This window comes from Desulfonatronospira thiodismutans ASO3-1 (assembly GCF_000174435.1).
Classification (GTDB): domain Bacteria; phylum Desulfobacterota; class Desulfovibrionia; order Desulfovibrionales; family Desulfonatronovibrionaceae; genus Desulfonatronospira; species Desulfonatronospira thiodismutans.
This window is the reverse complement of the sequence record NZ_ACJN02000002.1, coordinates 420,184-435,921: the sequence shown is the minus strand read 5'-3', so window position 1 is coordinate 435,921 and position 15,738 is coordinate 420,184. Positions and strand designations below refer to the sequence as shown.

The 15,738-nt window shown below is 47.8% G+C and carries 19 protein-coding genes; 11 read left to right on the top strand and 8 right to left on the bottom strand.

The window, feature by feature from the left end; genetic code table 11:
* Positions 1-513: 513 nt before the first annotated feature.
* Complete coding sequence (locus DTHIO_RS08175) at positions 514-837, bottom strand: HigA family addiction module antitoxin (RefSeq protein ID WP_008869839.1); 324 nt, start codon at positions 835-837, stop codon at positions 514-516.
* A 17-nt stretch (positions 838-854) separates the two neighbouring features.
* Positions 855-1,148 (bottom strand): type II toxin-antitoxin system RelE/ParE family toxin, encoded by a 294-nt coding sequence (locus DTHIO_RS08170; RefSeq protein WP_008869838.1) that lies wholly within the window; start codon positions 1,146-1,148, stop codon positions 855-857.
* 641 nt (positions 1,149-1,789) lie between these two features.
* Here DTHIO_RS08170 and DTHIO_RS08165 point away from each other — a divergent pair.
* The 4 genes from DTHIO_RS08165 to DTHIO_RS08155 all read left to right on the top strand — a co-directional run bounded on the left by DTHIO_RS08165 (position 1,790) and on the right by DTHIO_RS08155 (position 3,641).
* The gene (locus DTHIO_RS08165) at positions 1,790-2,578 is read left to right on the top strand and encodes a polysaccharide deacetylase family protein (RefSeq protein WP_008869837.1); all 789 of its coding nucleotides are present in this window, start codon (positions 1,790-1,792) and stop codon (positions 2,576-2,578) included.
* Positions 2,579-3,006: 428 nt separating this feature from the next.
* Positions 3,007-3,303 (top strand): type II toxin-antitoxin system RelE/ParE family toxin, encoded by a 297-nt coding sequence (locus DTHIO_RS08160; protein WP_208596392.1) that lies wholly within the window; start codon positions 3,007-3,009, stop codon positions 3,301-3,303.
* Complete coding sequence (locus tag DTHIO_RS22955) at positions 3,254-3,373, top strand: type II toxin-antitoxin system RelE/ParE family toxin (protein WP_353740054.1); 120 nt, start codon at positions 3,254-3,256, stop codon at positions 3,371-3,373. Before DTHIO_RS08160 ends, DTHIO_RS22955 begins: the two co-directional genes overlap by 50 nt.
* The gene (locus tag DTHIO_RS08155) at positions 3,366-3,641 is read left to right on the top strand and encodes a helix-turn-helix domain-containing protein (protein WP_008869836.1); all 276 of its coding nucleotides are present in this window, start codon (positions 3,366-3,368) and stop codon (positions 3,639-3,641) included. Before DTHIO_RS22955 ends, DTHIO_RS08155 begins: the two co-directional genes overlap by 8 nt.
* 231 nt (positions 3,642-3,872) lie before the next feature.
* Here DTHIO_RS08155 and DTHIO_RS08150 read toward each other — a convergent pair whose 3' ends face one another.
* From DTHIO_RS08150 to DTHIO_RS08135, 4 genes are all read right to left on the bottom strand, one after another.
* A complete protein-coding gene (locus DTHIO_RS08150) occupies positions 3,873-4,550 on the bottom strand; it encodes a transposase (RefSeq protein WP_050775165.1) in 678 nt (225 codons plus the stop codon).
* 125 nt (positions 4,551-4,675) lie between these two features.
* Positions 4,676-5,437, bottom strand: coding sequence for an IS21-like element helper ATPase IstB (gene istB / locus DTHIO_RS08145; protein ID WP_008869835.1), 762 nt, complete (start codon positions 5,435-5,437; stop codon positions 4,676-4,678).
* Entirely contained in the window at positions 5,434-6,909 is a 1,476-nt protein-coding gene (gene istA, locus DTHIO_RS08140; protein WP_008869834.1) for an IS21 family transposase, read from the bottom strand. The genes istB and istA overlap by 4 nt, the downstream gene beginning before the upstream one ends.
* Positions 6,906-7,295 carry a helix-turn-helix domain-containing protein gene (locus DTHIO_RS08135; protein ID WP_008868686.1) on the bottom strand — a complete coding sequence of 130 codons (390 nt, stop codon included), beginning with the start codon at positions 7,293-7,295 and terminating at the stop codon, positions 6,906-6,908. Before DTHIO_RS08135 ends, istA begins: the two co-directional genes overlap by 4 nt.
* Positions 7,296-7,545: 250 nt before the next feature.
* Between DTHIO_RS08135 and DTHIO_RS21400 the strand changes: the two genes are divergently transcribed.
* Positions 7,546-7,887: a hypothetical protein gene (locus DTHIO_RS21400; protein WP_153305065.1), complete on the top strand. Its 342-nt coding sequence runs from the start codon at positions 7,546-7,548 to the stop codon at positions 7,885-7,887.
* A gap of 663 nt (positions 7,888-8,550) precedes the next feature.
* Here the strand turns inward: DTHIO_RS21400 and DTHIO_RS21085 are convergent.
* Positions 8,551-8,871, bottom strand: a complete 321-nt coding sequence (locus DTHIO_RS21085) for a MerR family transcriptional regulator (RefSeq protein ID WP_144311490.1) — start codon at positions 8,869-8,871, stop codon at positions 8,551-8,553.
* Here DTHIO_RS21085 and DTHIO_RS08120 point away from each other — a divergent pair.
* From DTHIO_RS08120 to DTHIO_RS08115, 3 genes are all read left to right on the top strand, one after another.
* Positions 8,853-9,347, top strand: a complete 495-nt coding sequence (locus DTHIO_RS08120) for a magnesium chelatase subunit ChlI family protein (RefSeq protein ID WP_244156340.1) — start codon at positions 8,853-8,855, stop codon at positions 9,345-9,347. The two genes, DTHIO_RS21085 and DTHIO_RS08120, sit on opposite strands and share 19 nt — an antisense overlap.
* Positions 9,304-9,477 (top strand): hypothetical protein, encoded by a 174-nt coding sequence (locus DTHIO_RS21395; RefSeq protein ID WP_153305064.1) that lies wholly within the window; start codon positions 9,304-9,306, stop codon positions 9,475-9,477. Before DTHIO_RS08120 ends, DTHIO_RS21395 begins: the two co-directional genes overlap by 44 nt.
* 497 nt (positions 9,478-9,974) lie before the next feature.
* Complete coding sequence (locus tag DTHIO_RS08115; protein WP_144311489.1) at positions 9,975-10,337, top strand: DUF4143 domain-containing protein; 363 nt, start codon at positions 9,975-9,977, stop codon at positions 10,335-10,337.
* A gap of 327 nt (positions 10,338-10,664) precedes the next feature.
* On the opposite strand, the gene DTHIO_RS08110 is transcribed toward DTHIO_RS08115, so the two are convergent.
* On the bottom strand, positions 10,665-11,321 hold the full coding sequence (locus DTHIO_RS08110; RefSeq protein WP_008869833.1) for a GntR family transcriptional regulator: 657 nt from the start codon (positions 11,319-11,321) through the stop codon (positions 10,665-10,667).
* A gap of 313 nt (positions 11,322-11,634) precedes the next feature.
* Between DTHIO_RS08110 and hisD the strand changes: the two genes are divergently transcribed.
* From hisD to DTHIO_RS08095, 3 genes are all read left to right on the top strand, one after another.
* Positions 11,635-12,945 (top strand): histidinol dehydrogenase, encoded by a 1,311-nt coding sequence (hisD, locus tag DTHIO_RS08105; protein WP_008869832.1) that lies wholly within the window; start codon positions 11,635-11,637, stop codon positions 12,943-12,945.
* A 47-nt stretch (positions 12,946-12,992) separates the two neighbouring features.
* Positions 12,993-14,159, top strand: a complete 1,167-nt coding sequence (locus tag DTHIO_RS08100) for an iron-containing alcohol dehydrogenase (RefSeq protein WP_008869831.1) — start codon at positions 12,993-12,995, stop codon at positions 14,157-14,159.
* A gap of 383 nt (positions 14,160-14,542) precedes the next feature.
* The gene (locus DTHIO_RS08095; RefSeq protein ID WP_208596390.1) at positions 14,543-15,442 is read left to right on the top strand and encodes a TRAP transporter substrate-binding protein; all 900 of its coding nucleotides are present in this window, start codon (positions 14,543-14,545) and stop codon (positions 15,440-15,442) included.
* Positions 15,443-15,738: the final 296 nt, after the last annotated feature.

The following is a 15,738-nucleotide window of genomic DNA, read 5'->3' as shown; positions in this document are numbered from 1 at the left end:
TCAATGATCAAAAATTCGACCCAAGCCAGCAATAACACGTAATGGGACTGCTAAGAGCAATACTCGGAAAGAGGCCAAAAGCCCTCTGAACCTTTGAAACCCCTTGAGGTTTCAGCAGGGCAGGCCAGGAAAAGTGCAGAAAACCGGACACTCGGGCAGCAATAGCTGAAAAACCCTGGCCGGCAGGGCGATAATAACCCATGAATGGAATTTTGAGTAGATCAATAGCCCGGATTTACAAACATTTCAAGACATAAGAGCAGGTTTGAATCAAAATTGAGGCAGAAAATAAAGATATGGCTTCAGAGCACGTTTTCCCAGGTTATCACCGCGTTTCCAGGGAAGATGTTATCTATGTAGCAGAATCGCCCGCTTGACCACTGAAAACCATGAATATCTGCTGGTGCCCCCGCTGGCTTGGCAATAGTTGTTTGAAATTCAGTTTCCCCCTCGATTTGTCAAAATTCCACCTGCCCTGGCTGTCACCCGGGCTGAATGGTACGGCAGCCTTTTTTACATATGGGCTGTGTGTTCAGAAGACGTATAGGGCTTTATCATACGCAATTCTCTTTCTTCTGATTTTTTAGCACGATACAGGTCCCAACGAAGCTGCATATTCATCCAAAAATCCTCTGACATATCAAAAAATTTTGCCAGGCGTAATGCTGTACTGGGTGTAATACCGCGCCGCCCATTTACAATCTCGTTAATTCGCTGGTAAGGAACATGAATCGCCTTAGACAAATCTCGTTGCGTTATTGACAGTGGAGCCAAAAAATCCTCCATCAACATTTGTCCCGGGTGCGTCGGCTCCCTGTATTTCGGAATTCTGATCATGATATTCTCCTGAACTTTCAATGATAATCGACTATTTCAACATTATCTGCATTGCCATTATCCCATTTAAAACATACCCGATACTGATCATTGATTCGAATGCTGTACTGCCCATAACGATCCCCTGACAGGGCTTCCAGGCGATTTCCCGGCGGAACTTTTAAGTCGTCAAGGTTTGTTGCGGAGTCAACCTGCTCCAGTTTTCTCGCAGCTAAAATCCAAAGATGTTGCGGGCATAATTTTCGGGCAGCCTTGCTGTTTTTCCCATCGAAAATATCTTCTGTACCCTGATCTTTAAATGATCGTATCATGAAATCACGGTAACACGGTATTCATGCTAAGTCAATCCTTTATAGCCGAACGTTGGAGCTTTGCGGCGAGTGAAGCGAGTCCGCAACAGTGACTGGTTAACCACCAATTATTTCATTTAAACCATCCAAAGCGGGTCCCATGTGTCAAAATAGTTGTCGCCTCGAGAATAGAAGTTTAGCACTGCTTTTACCACATAAATATGGCGGTTATAAGACTTAAAAGCAAGCAAAAAACGAGATCATTTTATATATTTATAATATATTTGCTCGGTCCGACCCGAACAAACATAATGTGAAGAACCTCATGGCAACAAACCGCTTGACAATTAGAACTGGTCTGGTCAGGCTATATTTAGTTCAAGTCCCCGCCTTGACTGTTTGCAGTTAAATCTTCTCAGGACAGATGAATCTGCAAAAAGTCGAGAAATCAATAATTCAGAAATCAATCACGCGTCTTCGCGTGATATAAATCTTTGTTTTTACTGCCTGCCCCGTGAAATAACTCCTTGGAGTTCCCGAAGTTTACCCGGTTAAACCCTCTTTTGTTTAACTGGGGGATTTCACTGGGGACCTCTGACGTCTGAGCTCTGACATCTGTGACTGCAAAAATGAATTTTTGCAGTCACATCAGGACATGGAATATGACAAACTTGAGCAGACTTATTTTCTGCATCATCATCTGCCTGGCTGTCTTGCTGCTGACTGCCCTGCCGGCCTGGACAGAAGAAATGCCGGAAGATGTGCTGGATGGATTCAAAAGAGCACATCCGGATATGGCTCCAGAAGTTTCACCGGAAATTGAGCAGAAAAGCCCGGAAGTACTAAAGAGAATTGAGAGCGACCTGTCAAAAGTGGCTTTAACCTTCGATGCCTGCAGTACCTGGCAGAAAACGGGCTACGATCCGGATGTCATCAAAATACTTAAAAAGACAGAAACTCCAGCCACCCTTTTTCTGGGGGGACTATGGATGCTCAACTATTCGCAGGAGACAGAGGCTCTGCATGATAATAATCTGTTTGAGCTTGGCAACCACTCTTACTCCCACCCTGATCTTACCCGGCACGATCCCTCTGTAATCAGGCAGGAGCTTGGCTATACCCAGCTAATAGCCAGAAAGCTTACCGGAGAGATGCCGAGACTGTTTCGCCCCCCCTATGTCAAAAAAAACAACGATGTGGTGGATATTGCCGGCGAGCTGGGTATGCTGACGGTTCAGTATGATATCGCCAGCGGAGACGCTGATGAAAATGCATCCCCGAAGGAAATAGCTGATTATGTAATTGATTCCGTCAGACCGGGAAGCATTGTAATCCTGCACATGAACAATCCTGATCTGCCGACAGCCGAGGCTTTGCCCCGGATCATCGCTGGCCTGGAGCTTCGAGGACTCAAGCCGGTTACCGTGAGCGAGCTGAAAAAACAGCAGTAGTCACCGCCAGTGAACTTAAACGAACCGCGCCCCACATGTGTGGGGTGAAGATATTCTGAATATCATACCCCCATATGCCCTTGCTTCCATACTTGTAATCCCGGGACAGTCCCCAGAGCAATAAGTTATTCAAGCCCGCAACGACAATTAGAAAATAGGTGACTTGGTGCACGAAATAAGTTGCGTTTCAGGGTTGAATTATGCATCCCTGACGCGGACCATGCTATGGTCTATTGGTTTCTATGGGGGTCGGACCTAACCAAGTCATTGAACTAATTGAGTAAAAGTCCTCTATAAGGCCTTAAAAATTGCCTTAGGATGCCTTTTTTTGGGCCAAAAACATAGATGTAAGAGTGAGCTTTTCGTTCGCTGCCTACAAAACAATAAATCTCCTTGACAATGTTAACATATATGTGTACTTTAAATTAATGAAAAGCATTGAATTCTATCGTTCAGTGTCTGGGAATTGCCCAGTTGAAGATCATCTGGATAACCTGACAGATGCGCAAGTTATGAAAGTGACCTGGGTATTGAAATTAATCCAAGAAATTGACCGTGTTCCATCTAAGTATTTTAAAAAACTGGTAAATACGGATGATATCTGGGAAGTTCGTATTGATGTTGGAAAAAACACTTTTCGTTTGCTTGGCTTCTTCTTTGGAAACGAGTTGATAATTGATAATTTTGACAAACTCATTCCAAAAGAAAAGCCAAAAAACGCCTAAAAAGGAAATTGAATTAGCAGAAAAGCGTAAGAAAGAATATTTTAGCAGGAGGGGGAAGGCTAATGGATGATTTAGATAAATATATTGAGAAAAGAAAAAAGAAAAGCCCCAGTTTTGGAGAGAACTTTGATAAAGGATATGAGCAATTTAAGATTGGTGTCCTCTTGAAGCAGGCACGTCTTGAAGCAGGACTCACTCAAGAACAGGTTGCCTCTATATTAAATACCAAAAAATCAGCTATTTCTAGAATTGAAAATCATGCTGAGGATATCCGGCTTTCAACTTTAGTGAATTATGCTCAAGCAGTAGGGAAAAATCTTCATCTAAAAGTAGCCTGACCACAGCGGACCAGGCGCTCAACCAGACCGGCAAGGCCGGCTGGTTAGCTTGTCGTTAGAGCGCCACGAGAAGCGATATGGACGCGAGAACAAAATACTTTTCGAGTTACTTTGAGCGCTCGATCATTCGTTGCGCGAACTGCGCGGCGGATGAATTCGGTTATGCCCGGCCCCCGGCAGAGTTCTTTGATAACTTCGATCGTTCTTTGGGGTCGGACCTAACCATCATCCTTAAATATCAGGATAAATATCCCAAAATAGCCTATTTTCGGAGCTTAGAAGCCCCATTTTACCCTCAAAAACATCATTGTAAGCCGATACAGGTTCTTTCAGTGCGTACATCCCTGACTTGCCTACTTCATGGACCCTGCGGCCGCAAGCTCTGCCGCAAAGCATTTCCTTGACCTTTTCGACAAAATCTTTGCAGCCCACTGCAACACCTTCAGTCCAGTCGGCTTGCCTTGGAGTTCTCTCATCCAATGCTGTCTGAACCCACCCAGAGTAAATCCCTGATAAACCATCATCGATATCCAGAAGTTTTTGCAAGAGATCCCTATTGATAATCCGGTATCTTTGTTGTGGCTCGACTATTTCAGGGTATCCCCCGTGACTCCACTCATTGGGATGCTTAACCACTCTGGACCTGACCATATTCAAGTCTATATAGACCAGACATCGAACAAGGTGTTCATCAACATCCACTGCTGTAGCGTGATACCTGTCTTCCCAGAAAGCCCCCTTACGCTTCTTCCTTTGATTGTATTCCTGGCCTGTCCTGCCAGCTATCAATTGTAGCGATCTGGGTATAGCATCTTTGTCTTCATGTCCGTGTACCAGCAAGTGAATATGATTCGAGGTAACCGTATAGTTCAATACCTGTAGCCCATACCTTTTTTTGGCTTCAAACAACCATTTTACCCATGTGTGTTAGCGCCGGCTTGAAGATGCCATAAAACGCCGGTTTAAAAATGTTGTTTTGGAGCAACCGCCAGCTCCAGACATAAAGGTTGATGCCGGCGGTTGCCTATGCGGAGCTATTGTTCCTGAACCTGGTCTTTCATCCGATAGCTTTTGCCTTCAATGAGGATAGTTTCGGCATGGTGCAGAAGTCTGTCCAACATGGCTGAGGTCAGGGTGCTGTCGTTGTTGAACACCTCGGGCCATTTCTTGAAGGCTCTGTTGGTGGTCAGGATGGTTGATTTTTGTTCGTAGCGCTGGCTTATGACCTGGAAGAGCAGGTCTGCACCTTGCTTGTCTATGGGCAGGTAGCCAAGCTCATCCAGAATGAGCAGTTCAGGACTTACATATTTCTTGAGCTCTGTTTTGAGCTTGTGTGCAGCCTGTGCGGCCGAGAGGGTGTTTATGACATCTATGGTGGTGGCAAACAGCACCGAATGCTTTTCCAGGCATGCACTGTAACCCAGGGCTGTGGCTATGTGTGATTTGCCCAGGCCTACTCCTCCGAGGATTATTATGTTGGCCTTGTCCTTCATAAATCCAAGGCGAAAGAGGTTTTGGATGGCCGGGCGGTTGATCTTGGTCGGCCATGTCCAGTCGAAGTTCTCCATGGTTTTTATGCCTGGGAAACGGGCCATCCTGATACGGCGTTGGATGGAGCGATCATGCCTGGCATCTGCTTCTGCCTGGACCAGCCTGGCCAGATAGCCCAGATGATCCCAGTTCTGCCTGGCAGCCTTGTCAGCCGCCGGCCTGTACTGCTCTTTTATACAGGTTAGCTTGAGCAGCTGGAGATTTTCTTCCAGCCTGTGCACCTCACTTTGGTGTTTGTTGGTCATGGGTTTTTCTCCTTGGGTTTGTCGTAAATGCTTAGATCAGGGTCTTTGACTTCAATATCCAGCAGATCCTCTCGCCTGGTCAGATGCAGGGCTCCTGGTGCGGGCATGGTCCTGGCTCTTTGCTCCAGGATGTTGGCTACATACTCACAGGAGAAGGCACTGTAGGTGAATGCGTCGTCCATGGCCCTGGACACGGCTTCAGAGCCATAGATTTCGCTTAAGGCTACAATCTTCTGGACATGGTGTTTGATGTTCAAGTGCTTTTTCTCCAACTCAAAAAAGTAATCCTTTGCTCTTGGGGACAAAGCCAGGAACCGGGAAAACAATTGCTGATCCCTGGCTGCCCGGCGCTGGACAATAAACTCCTGGACATGATCGGGGTCTTCAATGTCCCTTTTTTTATCAAAGCTGCGGACATGCCTGGCCACAAGATTGTTGCCGTCATAGATGCATAAGCGATCAGGATAAGTCTTCAAGGTCAGGCGTTTGCCTGCGTACCTGGCTGGCACGGAATAGCGGTTGGACTCCAGGGTGATCCGGAACTGCGACGAGGCCCGGACCTGGGTTAAGACTCCGATATCATAGGTGTTAACAGGCAGGGGCAAAAGGTGCTCTCTTTCTTCTTCAAGCATGTCCACCGGCTTCTTGCCGGTCTGGGCATGGATACGCACATTGGCTGTTGCCCTGCACCAGTGGCGGGCGTAATGGTTGATGGCCCGGTAATCCGGCAGTTCAAGGCCGGCCAGCAAGTTCTTTTTGACATAACCTATGGCATTCTCCACCCGGCCTTTTTCATGGGGCTTTCTGACTCCGCAGGCACTGATCTCAAAACCCCAGTGCTTTGCAAAGTCAAGATATTTGGGATTTAGAACCGGTTTTTGGCCATAGGGGTGCTTGAGCACTGCACATTTCAGGTTGTCCACCATGATTTTTCTGGGGACCGCCCCGAATGCGTCAAAGGCGTTTTGATGACAGGCCAGGAAGTGCTCCATGCTTTGGGAGACAGTGAACTCAAGATACATCATCCTGCTGTAGCAAAGGACCATGACAAAGAAGCTGAGATTGCGCCTGCTGTCTCCCACCTGGATGGAGCCGTGATTTCCCCAGTCAACCTGGGCGCACTCTCCTGGGGCAAAGGCCAGACTTAAAAAGGCCCTGGACCTTTTGGGCCTGACTTTGCTTATGTATTCCTTGAGAATGGAGGAGCCTCCTGTATAGCCCTGCTCCTTGATGCTGCGCAAAACCTGGACGGCTGTGTAGGGGTGCTCCTCCAGCATCCTGACGATGGTATCCTTGAAGGGATCAAGCTTGCTTGGTCTTGTTACTGACTTTCTTTGATGAAACTGCTTTGCTTCGAGCCATTTGCCCACTGTACGCGGATCCAGCTGCAGTTCTTTTGCTATCTGGGCCGGGGTAAGTCCTTTTTGTTCATGGTAGTGCTTTATTCTGGCATAAAGCTCATAATCAATCATGTGTTACCCCCGGCAAGTTTTTTGAGAACGTCTGAGAAGTGCACAGGCCCGGCCTGTGCTGTCCTGGCCTGATTTACGGGTGGGACCTGGATGGATAGAACCTGATAAAGCGGTTTCTTCCAGGCAATGAGGTCAGCCTGGATCAGATTGAAGCGCGCCTGCTGCAAAGTGACTTCATCCATGCCCAGGCGCTGCATGACAATGGGGTCGGAGTAGTAGCTAAGCCCCTGCTGATCGCCCACGGTCACCAGGAACAGGTACAAGGCTGCTGCAGCATGGCTTAACCTCTCAATATGACCGTCACGAACCAGCCTGTGGTCCACCCAGCTGAACTGTCTGGGAACCTTGCGCAGTCTCTGGGGATGAATCGGATACTTTTGGTACATGAAATCCTCCTTTGGGGTTGTTGATGACGTCACAGCCCAGGGTGTACATCTGCCGGGCGGCCCTGACGATGTCATCTTGTAACGCACTCCCGCATAAGGAGGAGATTAGTCCTATAATAACAGATGGTTGCGTGATCCAGTGATCTTGTAACGTTTCCTCAACACGTTGATTTTCAACGCTTTTTTGGAGGCAGTGATCTTGTAACGTTTTCCTGGGAGCAGTGGTCTTGCGCCTGGCATATCCGGGATTTTGCTTTCTCCAGTTCCGGACCCTGTCCACATGGGCCGGCCCCCGGAAATAATCCCTGTTTTCAGGCTTATCCAGCCAGGCCTTTTGACTGGCTTTCTTACTGGCTGCCCGACAAGGCACTTTGGAGCAGTATTTTTGCTTGCCCCTGTTTCGATAGTCGGGACAAAAGGCTTCGCCACAGTGCAGGCAGACAACTTGTTGGCTTTGTTTACGGCCCAAGAACTTAGCCTCCTTTGCCTCAGACAGGCAAAGAAGGCAGTAACGGCAAGACAGAAGAAGAGGAAGAAAAAGAAGGACAGAAAAGAAGACAAAATAAAAAATATTTTTTCTTTTCTCTTTTAGAAGAAGATACAAGAATAAGATATAAACAATTTCAAACCGGCATAATTAAGACATATTCAGGTTGGCGCTCACACATGTGCTACGGTCCTTGGCGAATTTAAGCAAGAATTCCTTTTTATGGCATCTATGGGTAATATGCCATACATGATCAGGCAAAAAATATCTGTTGGCTCTGGGCATATTTGCTTACAACTGGTTTTTGAGCATCGAAATGGGCGTTCTAAGGCCAATTTTAGACTATATAGAGGATATTTATACAATCAACTCAATAACTTGATTAGGTCCGACCCCAAACCTGCCTTTTACACGACCTGCAAGGTCTTTTCAATCCATTGTTCAAGAAGCCCGTCGCGTTGGCACGGTTTTTTTGCTATAGGGTAAAGCCTTTTCGGTCTGACAGGGGGAAGCCTCAGGGCAATTAACAATGATCCGCTTATTGAGGATTATTACCAGTATTTTTTTACTTCAACGGCTGATGACCTTTATCTATGTTTTAAAGGTGCTAACTACGGTCTCCAGCAAATCAAAGGAATCCTTCTTCAGTTCTTCGATGGCCTTATTGATTATTTAGATGATCTATTAGCCCAGGTGCCAAATGATGTTTAGTTGACAATCTACTTCTCTGCTCAAAAGGGTTTTGGCTTATCTTATATGTCCATTATTCTACTTTGTTACCCTTAGATCAAATCCCAGCCCGATCCTTTCCTTAATCTCAGCCATCCTCAGCACCTCCCTGGCCGTAAACCTCCTATGCCCTTTCCCCTTGTAAAGTTTCGGCTCAGGATATATACTAGCCAGTAAGCGTTTACGCATGACATCAATGTGATCACCCAGGGCTTTTGCAACCTCGCTTGGGGTGTAGGTTGCCTTTTTGGGGAGTCCGAGTGATTTCAGGATCGGTTTGGGCAGGTGCCAGAAGGGTGGTTTTATAACTATTTCAAGGTGTTTTGGTGATGATGAATTGTTTGCAAGAGTTGAACCCATGCCCATGTGGGTATCTTACTCATGATCAGCATCCCTGCACCTGCACACCCACCCAGATCCAGCGTTACCGCTACCGCATCTCCGGTCCTCTTCTGGACCGCATTGATCTGCATATAGAAGTGCCTTCCGTGCCTTATGAAGAGTTGAAAAAGGCCAGAAGTTCCATGGATTCAGGGGAGATGAAGGCCAGCATCAACAGGGCCAGGCAGATTCAGGAGAAAAGATACCAGGACCTGCCTTTTCTGACCAACAGCCAGCTTTCGGGCAAATGGCTGTCTGAATTCTGCAGCCTGGGCCAGGAAGAGCATGCATTTCTGGAGGTGGCTGTTCAGCGTCTGGCCCTGTCCGCCAGGGCACATACCAGGATTCTGCGTCTGGCCAGGACCGTTGCCGATCTGGAAGGCCAGGAGCATATCAGTACAGCCCACCTGAGTGAAGCCATCAACTACCGCAGCCTGGACCGCCAGGATTATTGAAGAGCAGTCCTCTACCAGCGAGGAACTGAACAAGAGCATGGTAGATGTGAATCGCATTTCCAGGGAAAACACTGATGCCATGAATTCGTCGGCTCAGGCGATGTCTGACCCGGCAAAACAGTGCGGGTAGCTGCAAAAGATTATTGAAGATCTGAAGAAGGCATAATCAGAGATAAACCCGAAGCCGGATTCGGTTTCTGGTCCTGAAGCTGGACATACAGTGCTCCGCCCTGCCGGGGCAGGGCCAGGGGCTCAAGCCTGAAGCACCGGTTTTTTGCACCTGCATCATGGCAGCCATTTGGCAATGAAGCGCACGTAACCATTCAGGGGGCAGATACCGGCCAAGGGGACAGTCCCCGCGACACTTTTACTGCACAACGGAAAAGTACAGACGCGAAATTTTGTGATGCATCATAATCATCACTTAGCGGGGACAGTCCCCTGGCCTTGTGCCATCAGCCAACACCGAGGTCCCCCTGAATGGTTACGAAATAACGAATGTCAATGGATCAGCTGAAAATGTCAGGAGATACACAGCCCGGGGAGGTGATCTCTTTGCCGATATTTACAGAAATTGAATGTAAAATTGCCGTTGACGTCGTAAATTTTACAGCTTAATATACGAGCATGCAAATAAATTCACTTCGCTTTCGTTTTTTAAAACAAGCCCTGCCTGAAGCGTCCAGAAAGCGGATCGCAGTGCTCACCGGGGCCAGGCAAACCGGCAAGACTACCTTAGTCAGAAATCTCTATCGAACCCGCTCCGGGAGGGAACTGGATTTATTAATAGAGACCCCTGCCGGTATAACCGGAGTAGAGATCAAGTCCCGGGATAAAGTCTATGCAAAAGACTTTCGGACCATGCAGGATGTGGCTTTAAAACTGGGCAATAGATGGCGTGGAGGACTGGTTGTCTACCGGGGCAGGGAAGTCAGGAAAGCTGCTGACCCAGGTATCTGGATTGTTCCCTCCAGAAGACTCTTTGGTTGAACGAGATTTGCAGCAGTTGACGCAAAAGCACCTGTGAGAGTGGGACATGGGGGACAGGTAAGAGCTTCCCGTCTCCGTAACCATTCAGGGGGCATGGTGTTGGCTAATGGCACAAGCCCAGGGGACTGTCCCCGCGTAACCCTTTTATAGCTATTGAATGCTGTCCTTCACGATCATCTGCAAGTTTGTGCAGCCTGTTCCCAGGCGGGACTTTAAGGTCATCGAGAGAACTGGCCAGATTACATATTCCAGCTTCCTTGAGTACCTTCTGTAAATATTTTAAGGCAGTTTTTTCGACTTCCGGGTTTCATATTTGAAGCCCAAACACTAATGGTGCATATAAGGACCATAAGCCTTTTTGATCAGCCTCAACCCATGCTTGATATTGTGCTTCAAACTCTTTTTGAGCATGGTTTCATCCTTATTTTTGAGAGCATCAATAATCTGATTGTGCTGAGCCTGCATCTGGATTAAATACTTGCTGCCGCGAGGACGATTGATAAGGAAAATGTCTACGGACTCCATCAGCTTGTCCACTACGAGGCAAAGATGGGGTAACCTTGAATATCCGTAAAGCTGGGAATGGAAATAGCGATCCAGATGGTATAACTCATGGAGATTCAGTTCTGGATCCATTTCAGACAGTATGGATTCCAGATTGGCAATGTCTTGCTCATCCACATTTTCCATGGCCTCTAAGGCGAGGGTCGTTTCCAGCTTGGCCCGCATTTCATATATGGCTTCAATTTCCCGCATTCGCGGAGCCTCTGCCACCACAGCACCCTTATAAGGAATATTCCGCACAAGACCGGAACGATCCAAACGCATTAAGGCTTCCCTGATCGGCCCTTTGCCTATTCCCAGTTCATCCTCCAGATCAGAGATAACAAGGCGCGTTCCGGGGAATTTTTCCCTGGAAATGATCATATCTCTGATCCTTTGATATGCCACCAGTGACTTCATTTCACAGTTATTATCTTCCATTTTTTTCACCACCCGAAAGCACATTTGGGTTGCACAAACACTCTCCAGCCTATCGGTCAGTACGACTTGTTAAGGATAAACAGATTTGCTTTAATGCAGATATGACAAGGGTATTTACATCAAAAAGATTGCAAAGTTAAGAAAAATTTAACCTTAAAAAAATAAAAAATTTTAAAAAAAATTTTATAAAATATTGACAACAATTTTTTCAGCCGCTAAGTGATACTCAAGGCATTAACAATACTGGATGGGACCTGATTGTATTTTAGAAAAACTGAACTCATGCAGGTTGAACAGCTGGAAGCATCGCCCGATGGAACTAGTTAAAAAAGCAAAAAAGTCATTAGCATACGGTAACTCCAGGATCAGGGAGGCAGTCACCTTTCTGCTGGATGACATCAGAACACGGGGCGAGCCCGCTGTCCGTGAGATGGCTGCAAAATACGATGGCTGGTCGACAGACTTCGTGCTTCAGGAGGAAAAGAAGGAGCGGTTGATTGCCATGGTTCCGGAACAGGTCAAGACCGACATCCGTTTTGCTCATGACCAGGTATTCAATTTTGCCCGGATGCAACGCCAAAGCATTCAAGATTTCGAGGTCCGTCCTCATCCAGGTGTACGTCTGGGGCAACGGGTTCTGCCGGTGGATGTCGCCGGGTGCTACGTACCTGGAGGCCGATTCGCGCATGCCTGTTCGGCCATAATGAGCGTGGCTACCGCTAAGGCTGCTGGAGTACCTTTTGTTGTTGCCTGCTCTCCTCCCAGAGAGGAGAGTATCGCCCCGGCTGTGGCTTTTGCCATGGATCTTGCCGGAGCGGATGTGATTCTTGAACTCGGTGGTGTACAGGGAGTTGCGGCCATGGCCTATGGTTATTTTACAAACAGGCCGGCTGACATTCTGGTTGGTCCAGGCAATGCTTACGTGGCCGAGGCCAAGGCTCTGCTGGCAGGAGATGGAACATGCGGGATCGATGTGTATGCAGGTCCAACTGAGTCAGCGATTATCGCTGACCGCAGTGCGGACCCCATGACCATTGCCATCGACCTTGTTTCTCAAGCTGAACATGGCCCGGATTCACCTGTCTGGCTGTTCACTGATTGCCGGGATCTAGCATATCAGGTGTTGAACCTGGTGCCAAGGGTAATAGCGGACATGCCGGATCCCCATGTGCCAAAAACCGCCTGGGCTGACTTCGGTGAAATCATACTCTGCAACAACCGGGACGAGATATGTCGAGTTTGCGATACCTATGCCCCTGAACATGTCCAGATTCTAGCCGCAGATCCGGATTGGTGGCTGGAGAGCCTCCGATCCTACGGCTCTCTCTTTCTTGGAGAAGGTAGTTCGGTTGCTCACGGTGATAAGTGCTCTGGAACAAACCATATTTTACCCACAAGAAAGGCCGCGCAACACAGCGGAGGTCTGAGTGTACACAAATTTTTGAAAATCAGTACATATCAGGAGATCGACACAGAGGCCAGCAAGCGCTTCAGTGCTGTCGCCTCACGTCTTTCCAGGGTTGAGGGCATGGAAGGTCATGCCCGGTCATGTGATTGGAGACTCACAAAATTCTTCCCGAGGGAGAACTGGGATTTTCAAGTCTTCAAAAATCATATTAGTTAATGATGTGCGCGATCACTAAACCACATTGCACGAAAAAGGAGTGTGTCATGAGTCTAGAAAAACCGTTTGATCTTTATTGTCCCACTAAAATCAAGTTTGGTGCCGGGATTACGGCTGAAGCAGGCGTAGAGGTCAAGGCGCTCAATTGCAGTAAAGTCCTTGTTGTTGCCGATCCAGGAGTGGCTAAGGCAGGATTGCTGGAGGGAGTGCTGGAGTCTTTGAAGAAGGAAAATCTGCCGTATGTTGTCTTCGATCAGGTGGAAGTGAATGCCACGCTGAGTTCAGTGATGAAAGCTTCAGAACTGCAAAAAAGCGAACAATGCGACATTATGCTTTTGGTCGGTGGTGGAAGTACCATGGACACGGGAAAAGGCGTTGGTTGCCTGGCCACAAACGAGGGCCCACTGCCTGCCTATGAGGGTCCTGAAAAGTACTGCAACCCGCCACTGCCGTCGATAGCCGTTCCCACTACGGCAGGAACCGGCAGCGAGCTCAGCTTTGGCGCGGTTCTCTACGATGAGGAGCGTAACTACAAATTCTCCTTTCGCAGCTGCATGCAAATTCCCAAAGTCGCTCTACTTGATCCGCACCTGCTCCAAAGCCTCCCCTCCAATGTAGCTGCGGCAAGCGGCATGGATGCGCTTTCTCACTGTGCTGAAGCATTTGTTTCCAAGTGGTCAACGCACATCACTGATGCGTATTGCCGGCAAAACTTTTACCTCGTGGGCAAGTATCTGCGCCGATTTGTCGCCGATCCCTCCAATACCGAAGCCGCTGGAGCCATGCTCCAGGCGAGTGCAATGGGTTCCATGTCATTCAATACCGCCAGGCTCGGCCTGGTCCATGCAATGGCCTCCCCGCTGGGGGCCCATTTTCACCTGCCGCACGGTACGGCATGTGCTGTGCTGATGCCTGCGGTTATGCGATTTAATCTGCTGGCATGTCCGGAAAAGTACAGGGAGATGGCTCTGCTTTTGGAGGGTGCTGCTCCTGGAAGCAGGATGATGGAGCAGGCGGAATCTGCTGTATTCGCGATAGAGCGGCTCCTTGATGACCTTTCTATGAATTTCACTGTAGATAGATCGGCTGTAAATGAGGAAAAGCTGGCCCAAATGGCGGATGAAACATTGTCGTCAGGAATGCAGCTTACTAATCCACGTAATGTCACAAAGACCGACGTTATAAATGTATATAGAGATTATTTCAGAATTTAAAATTAGACAACTGAAAAAATCAATCTTGTACAAATTTACAGTTCTAAACTGATACTCATCGCATGCAAGTCAGCTTACTGCGGTGTACAAAAAAGTTTCAGGCTAGTATTCTTTTTTCATAGTAAATCTAAATTCATAGATTTTTTACGATATTTGATTGCCCATAGTTATTTAACATTAACTGAAAAATAGAGGAGGTGAAATACTTCAAGCGATGGTATCATCTCTGAATTCATCTTTTGACGGAGATGAGACAAGTAAACCATTAACGTTGTGGAGGTATTGGAATGTTTAAAAGAATTATTTTGATGGCTGTATGTTTATGTGTATTTTTTGGTATGATGGCAAGCAGCGCTTCGGCTCAGCAGGTTATGAGGCTCGGTATGGGAGATCCCATTGATTCGGACCAGGGCGCATTCGCACAGCGTTTCAAGGAAGTCGTTGAAGAGTTGTCCAATGGTGAAATCAGGGTTGAACTCTTTCCTGGCGGCGTCCTCGGTCAGGAACCGGAGATGCTCCAAAACGTCCGCATGGGGCAACTGGAAGTAGCCATCGTGGCCGTGGGCAACGTGGCGCCTTTTATACCCCAGTACGCAGCTCTGAGTTATCCCTACCTTATTGAAACCCACTACGATGCTGTCAAGGCTACCACCGGCTATCTGGGTAACTACTGGAACGAGATCAGTAAAGAAAAAGGCGGATTTGAGATCCTTGGCTGGACCTACTCCAACTTCCGCTATGTGACCAATTCCCGCCGCCCGGTCTGCAATCTGGAGGATATCAAGGGTATGAAAATCCGTGTTCCTCAGAACAGGGTCATCATAGCGGCCTTTGATGCCTGGGGTGCCAACCCGGTCCCCATGGCCTGGGGAGAAACCTTCACCGCATTGCAGCAGGGAGTTGTGGACGGACAGGAAAACCCCTACATAGTCAACCACACCATGAAGTTTCACGAGGTGCAGGACTACATCAGTGAAACCCACTACCAGTATTCCCTGCAACCCATGATTATCGGCGTAAACACCCTGGCGAACATGGACGATGAGACCAGGGAAATCATTACCAGAGCCGGGATCGAGGCCCAGCAGTACGGCTTGCTTTTTCAGGTTTTAGAAGCCGAAAAAGCCAAGGAGGCTATGCAGGCCGAAGGCGTTGAGGTGTGCGAACTGGAAGACGAGGATAAATGGCGGGAAATAGCCATGGAAAAAGTCTGGCCTGAGTATTACGACTTTGTCGGCGGGAAAGAAGTCATCGACACCATGCGCGAGCACCTTGGCAAGTAGCCTCTGTCCTTGACCTCTCCAGGGAAGCAGAACCTTGGAGGGGTCATTTCTCCATATTTTCAGAGTTGTTTTTCATTGTCGTGCAAACATCCATACATATGACAGGCTGTCTTGCTGATACTGCAGCGACACCTTCTCCTAAACAGCAAGTGTTGGAGCTATGACCCTCTGTGTTCATTTAACCGCCTTGTATCTGTTTAGCGCTTTTAAGGAAAGCAAGGGACAGGCACTCCGGGCCCCACTTGAGCATCATTTTGTGCTTAAAATATCTCATTTTTTGGGACAAGTGGGTCCCG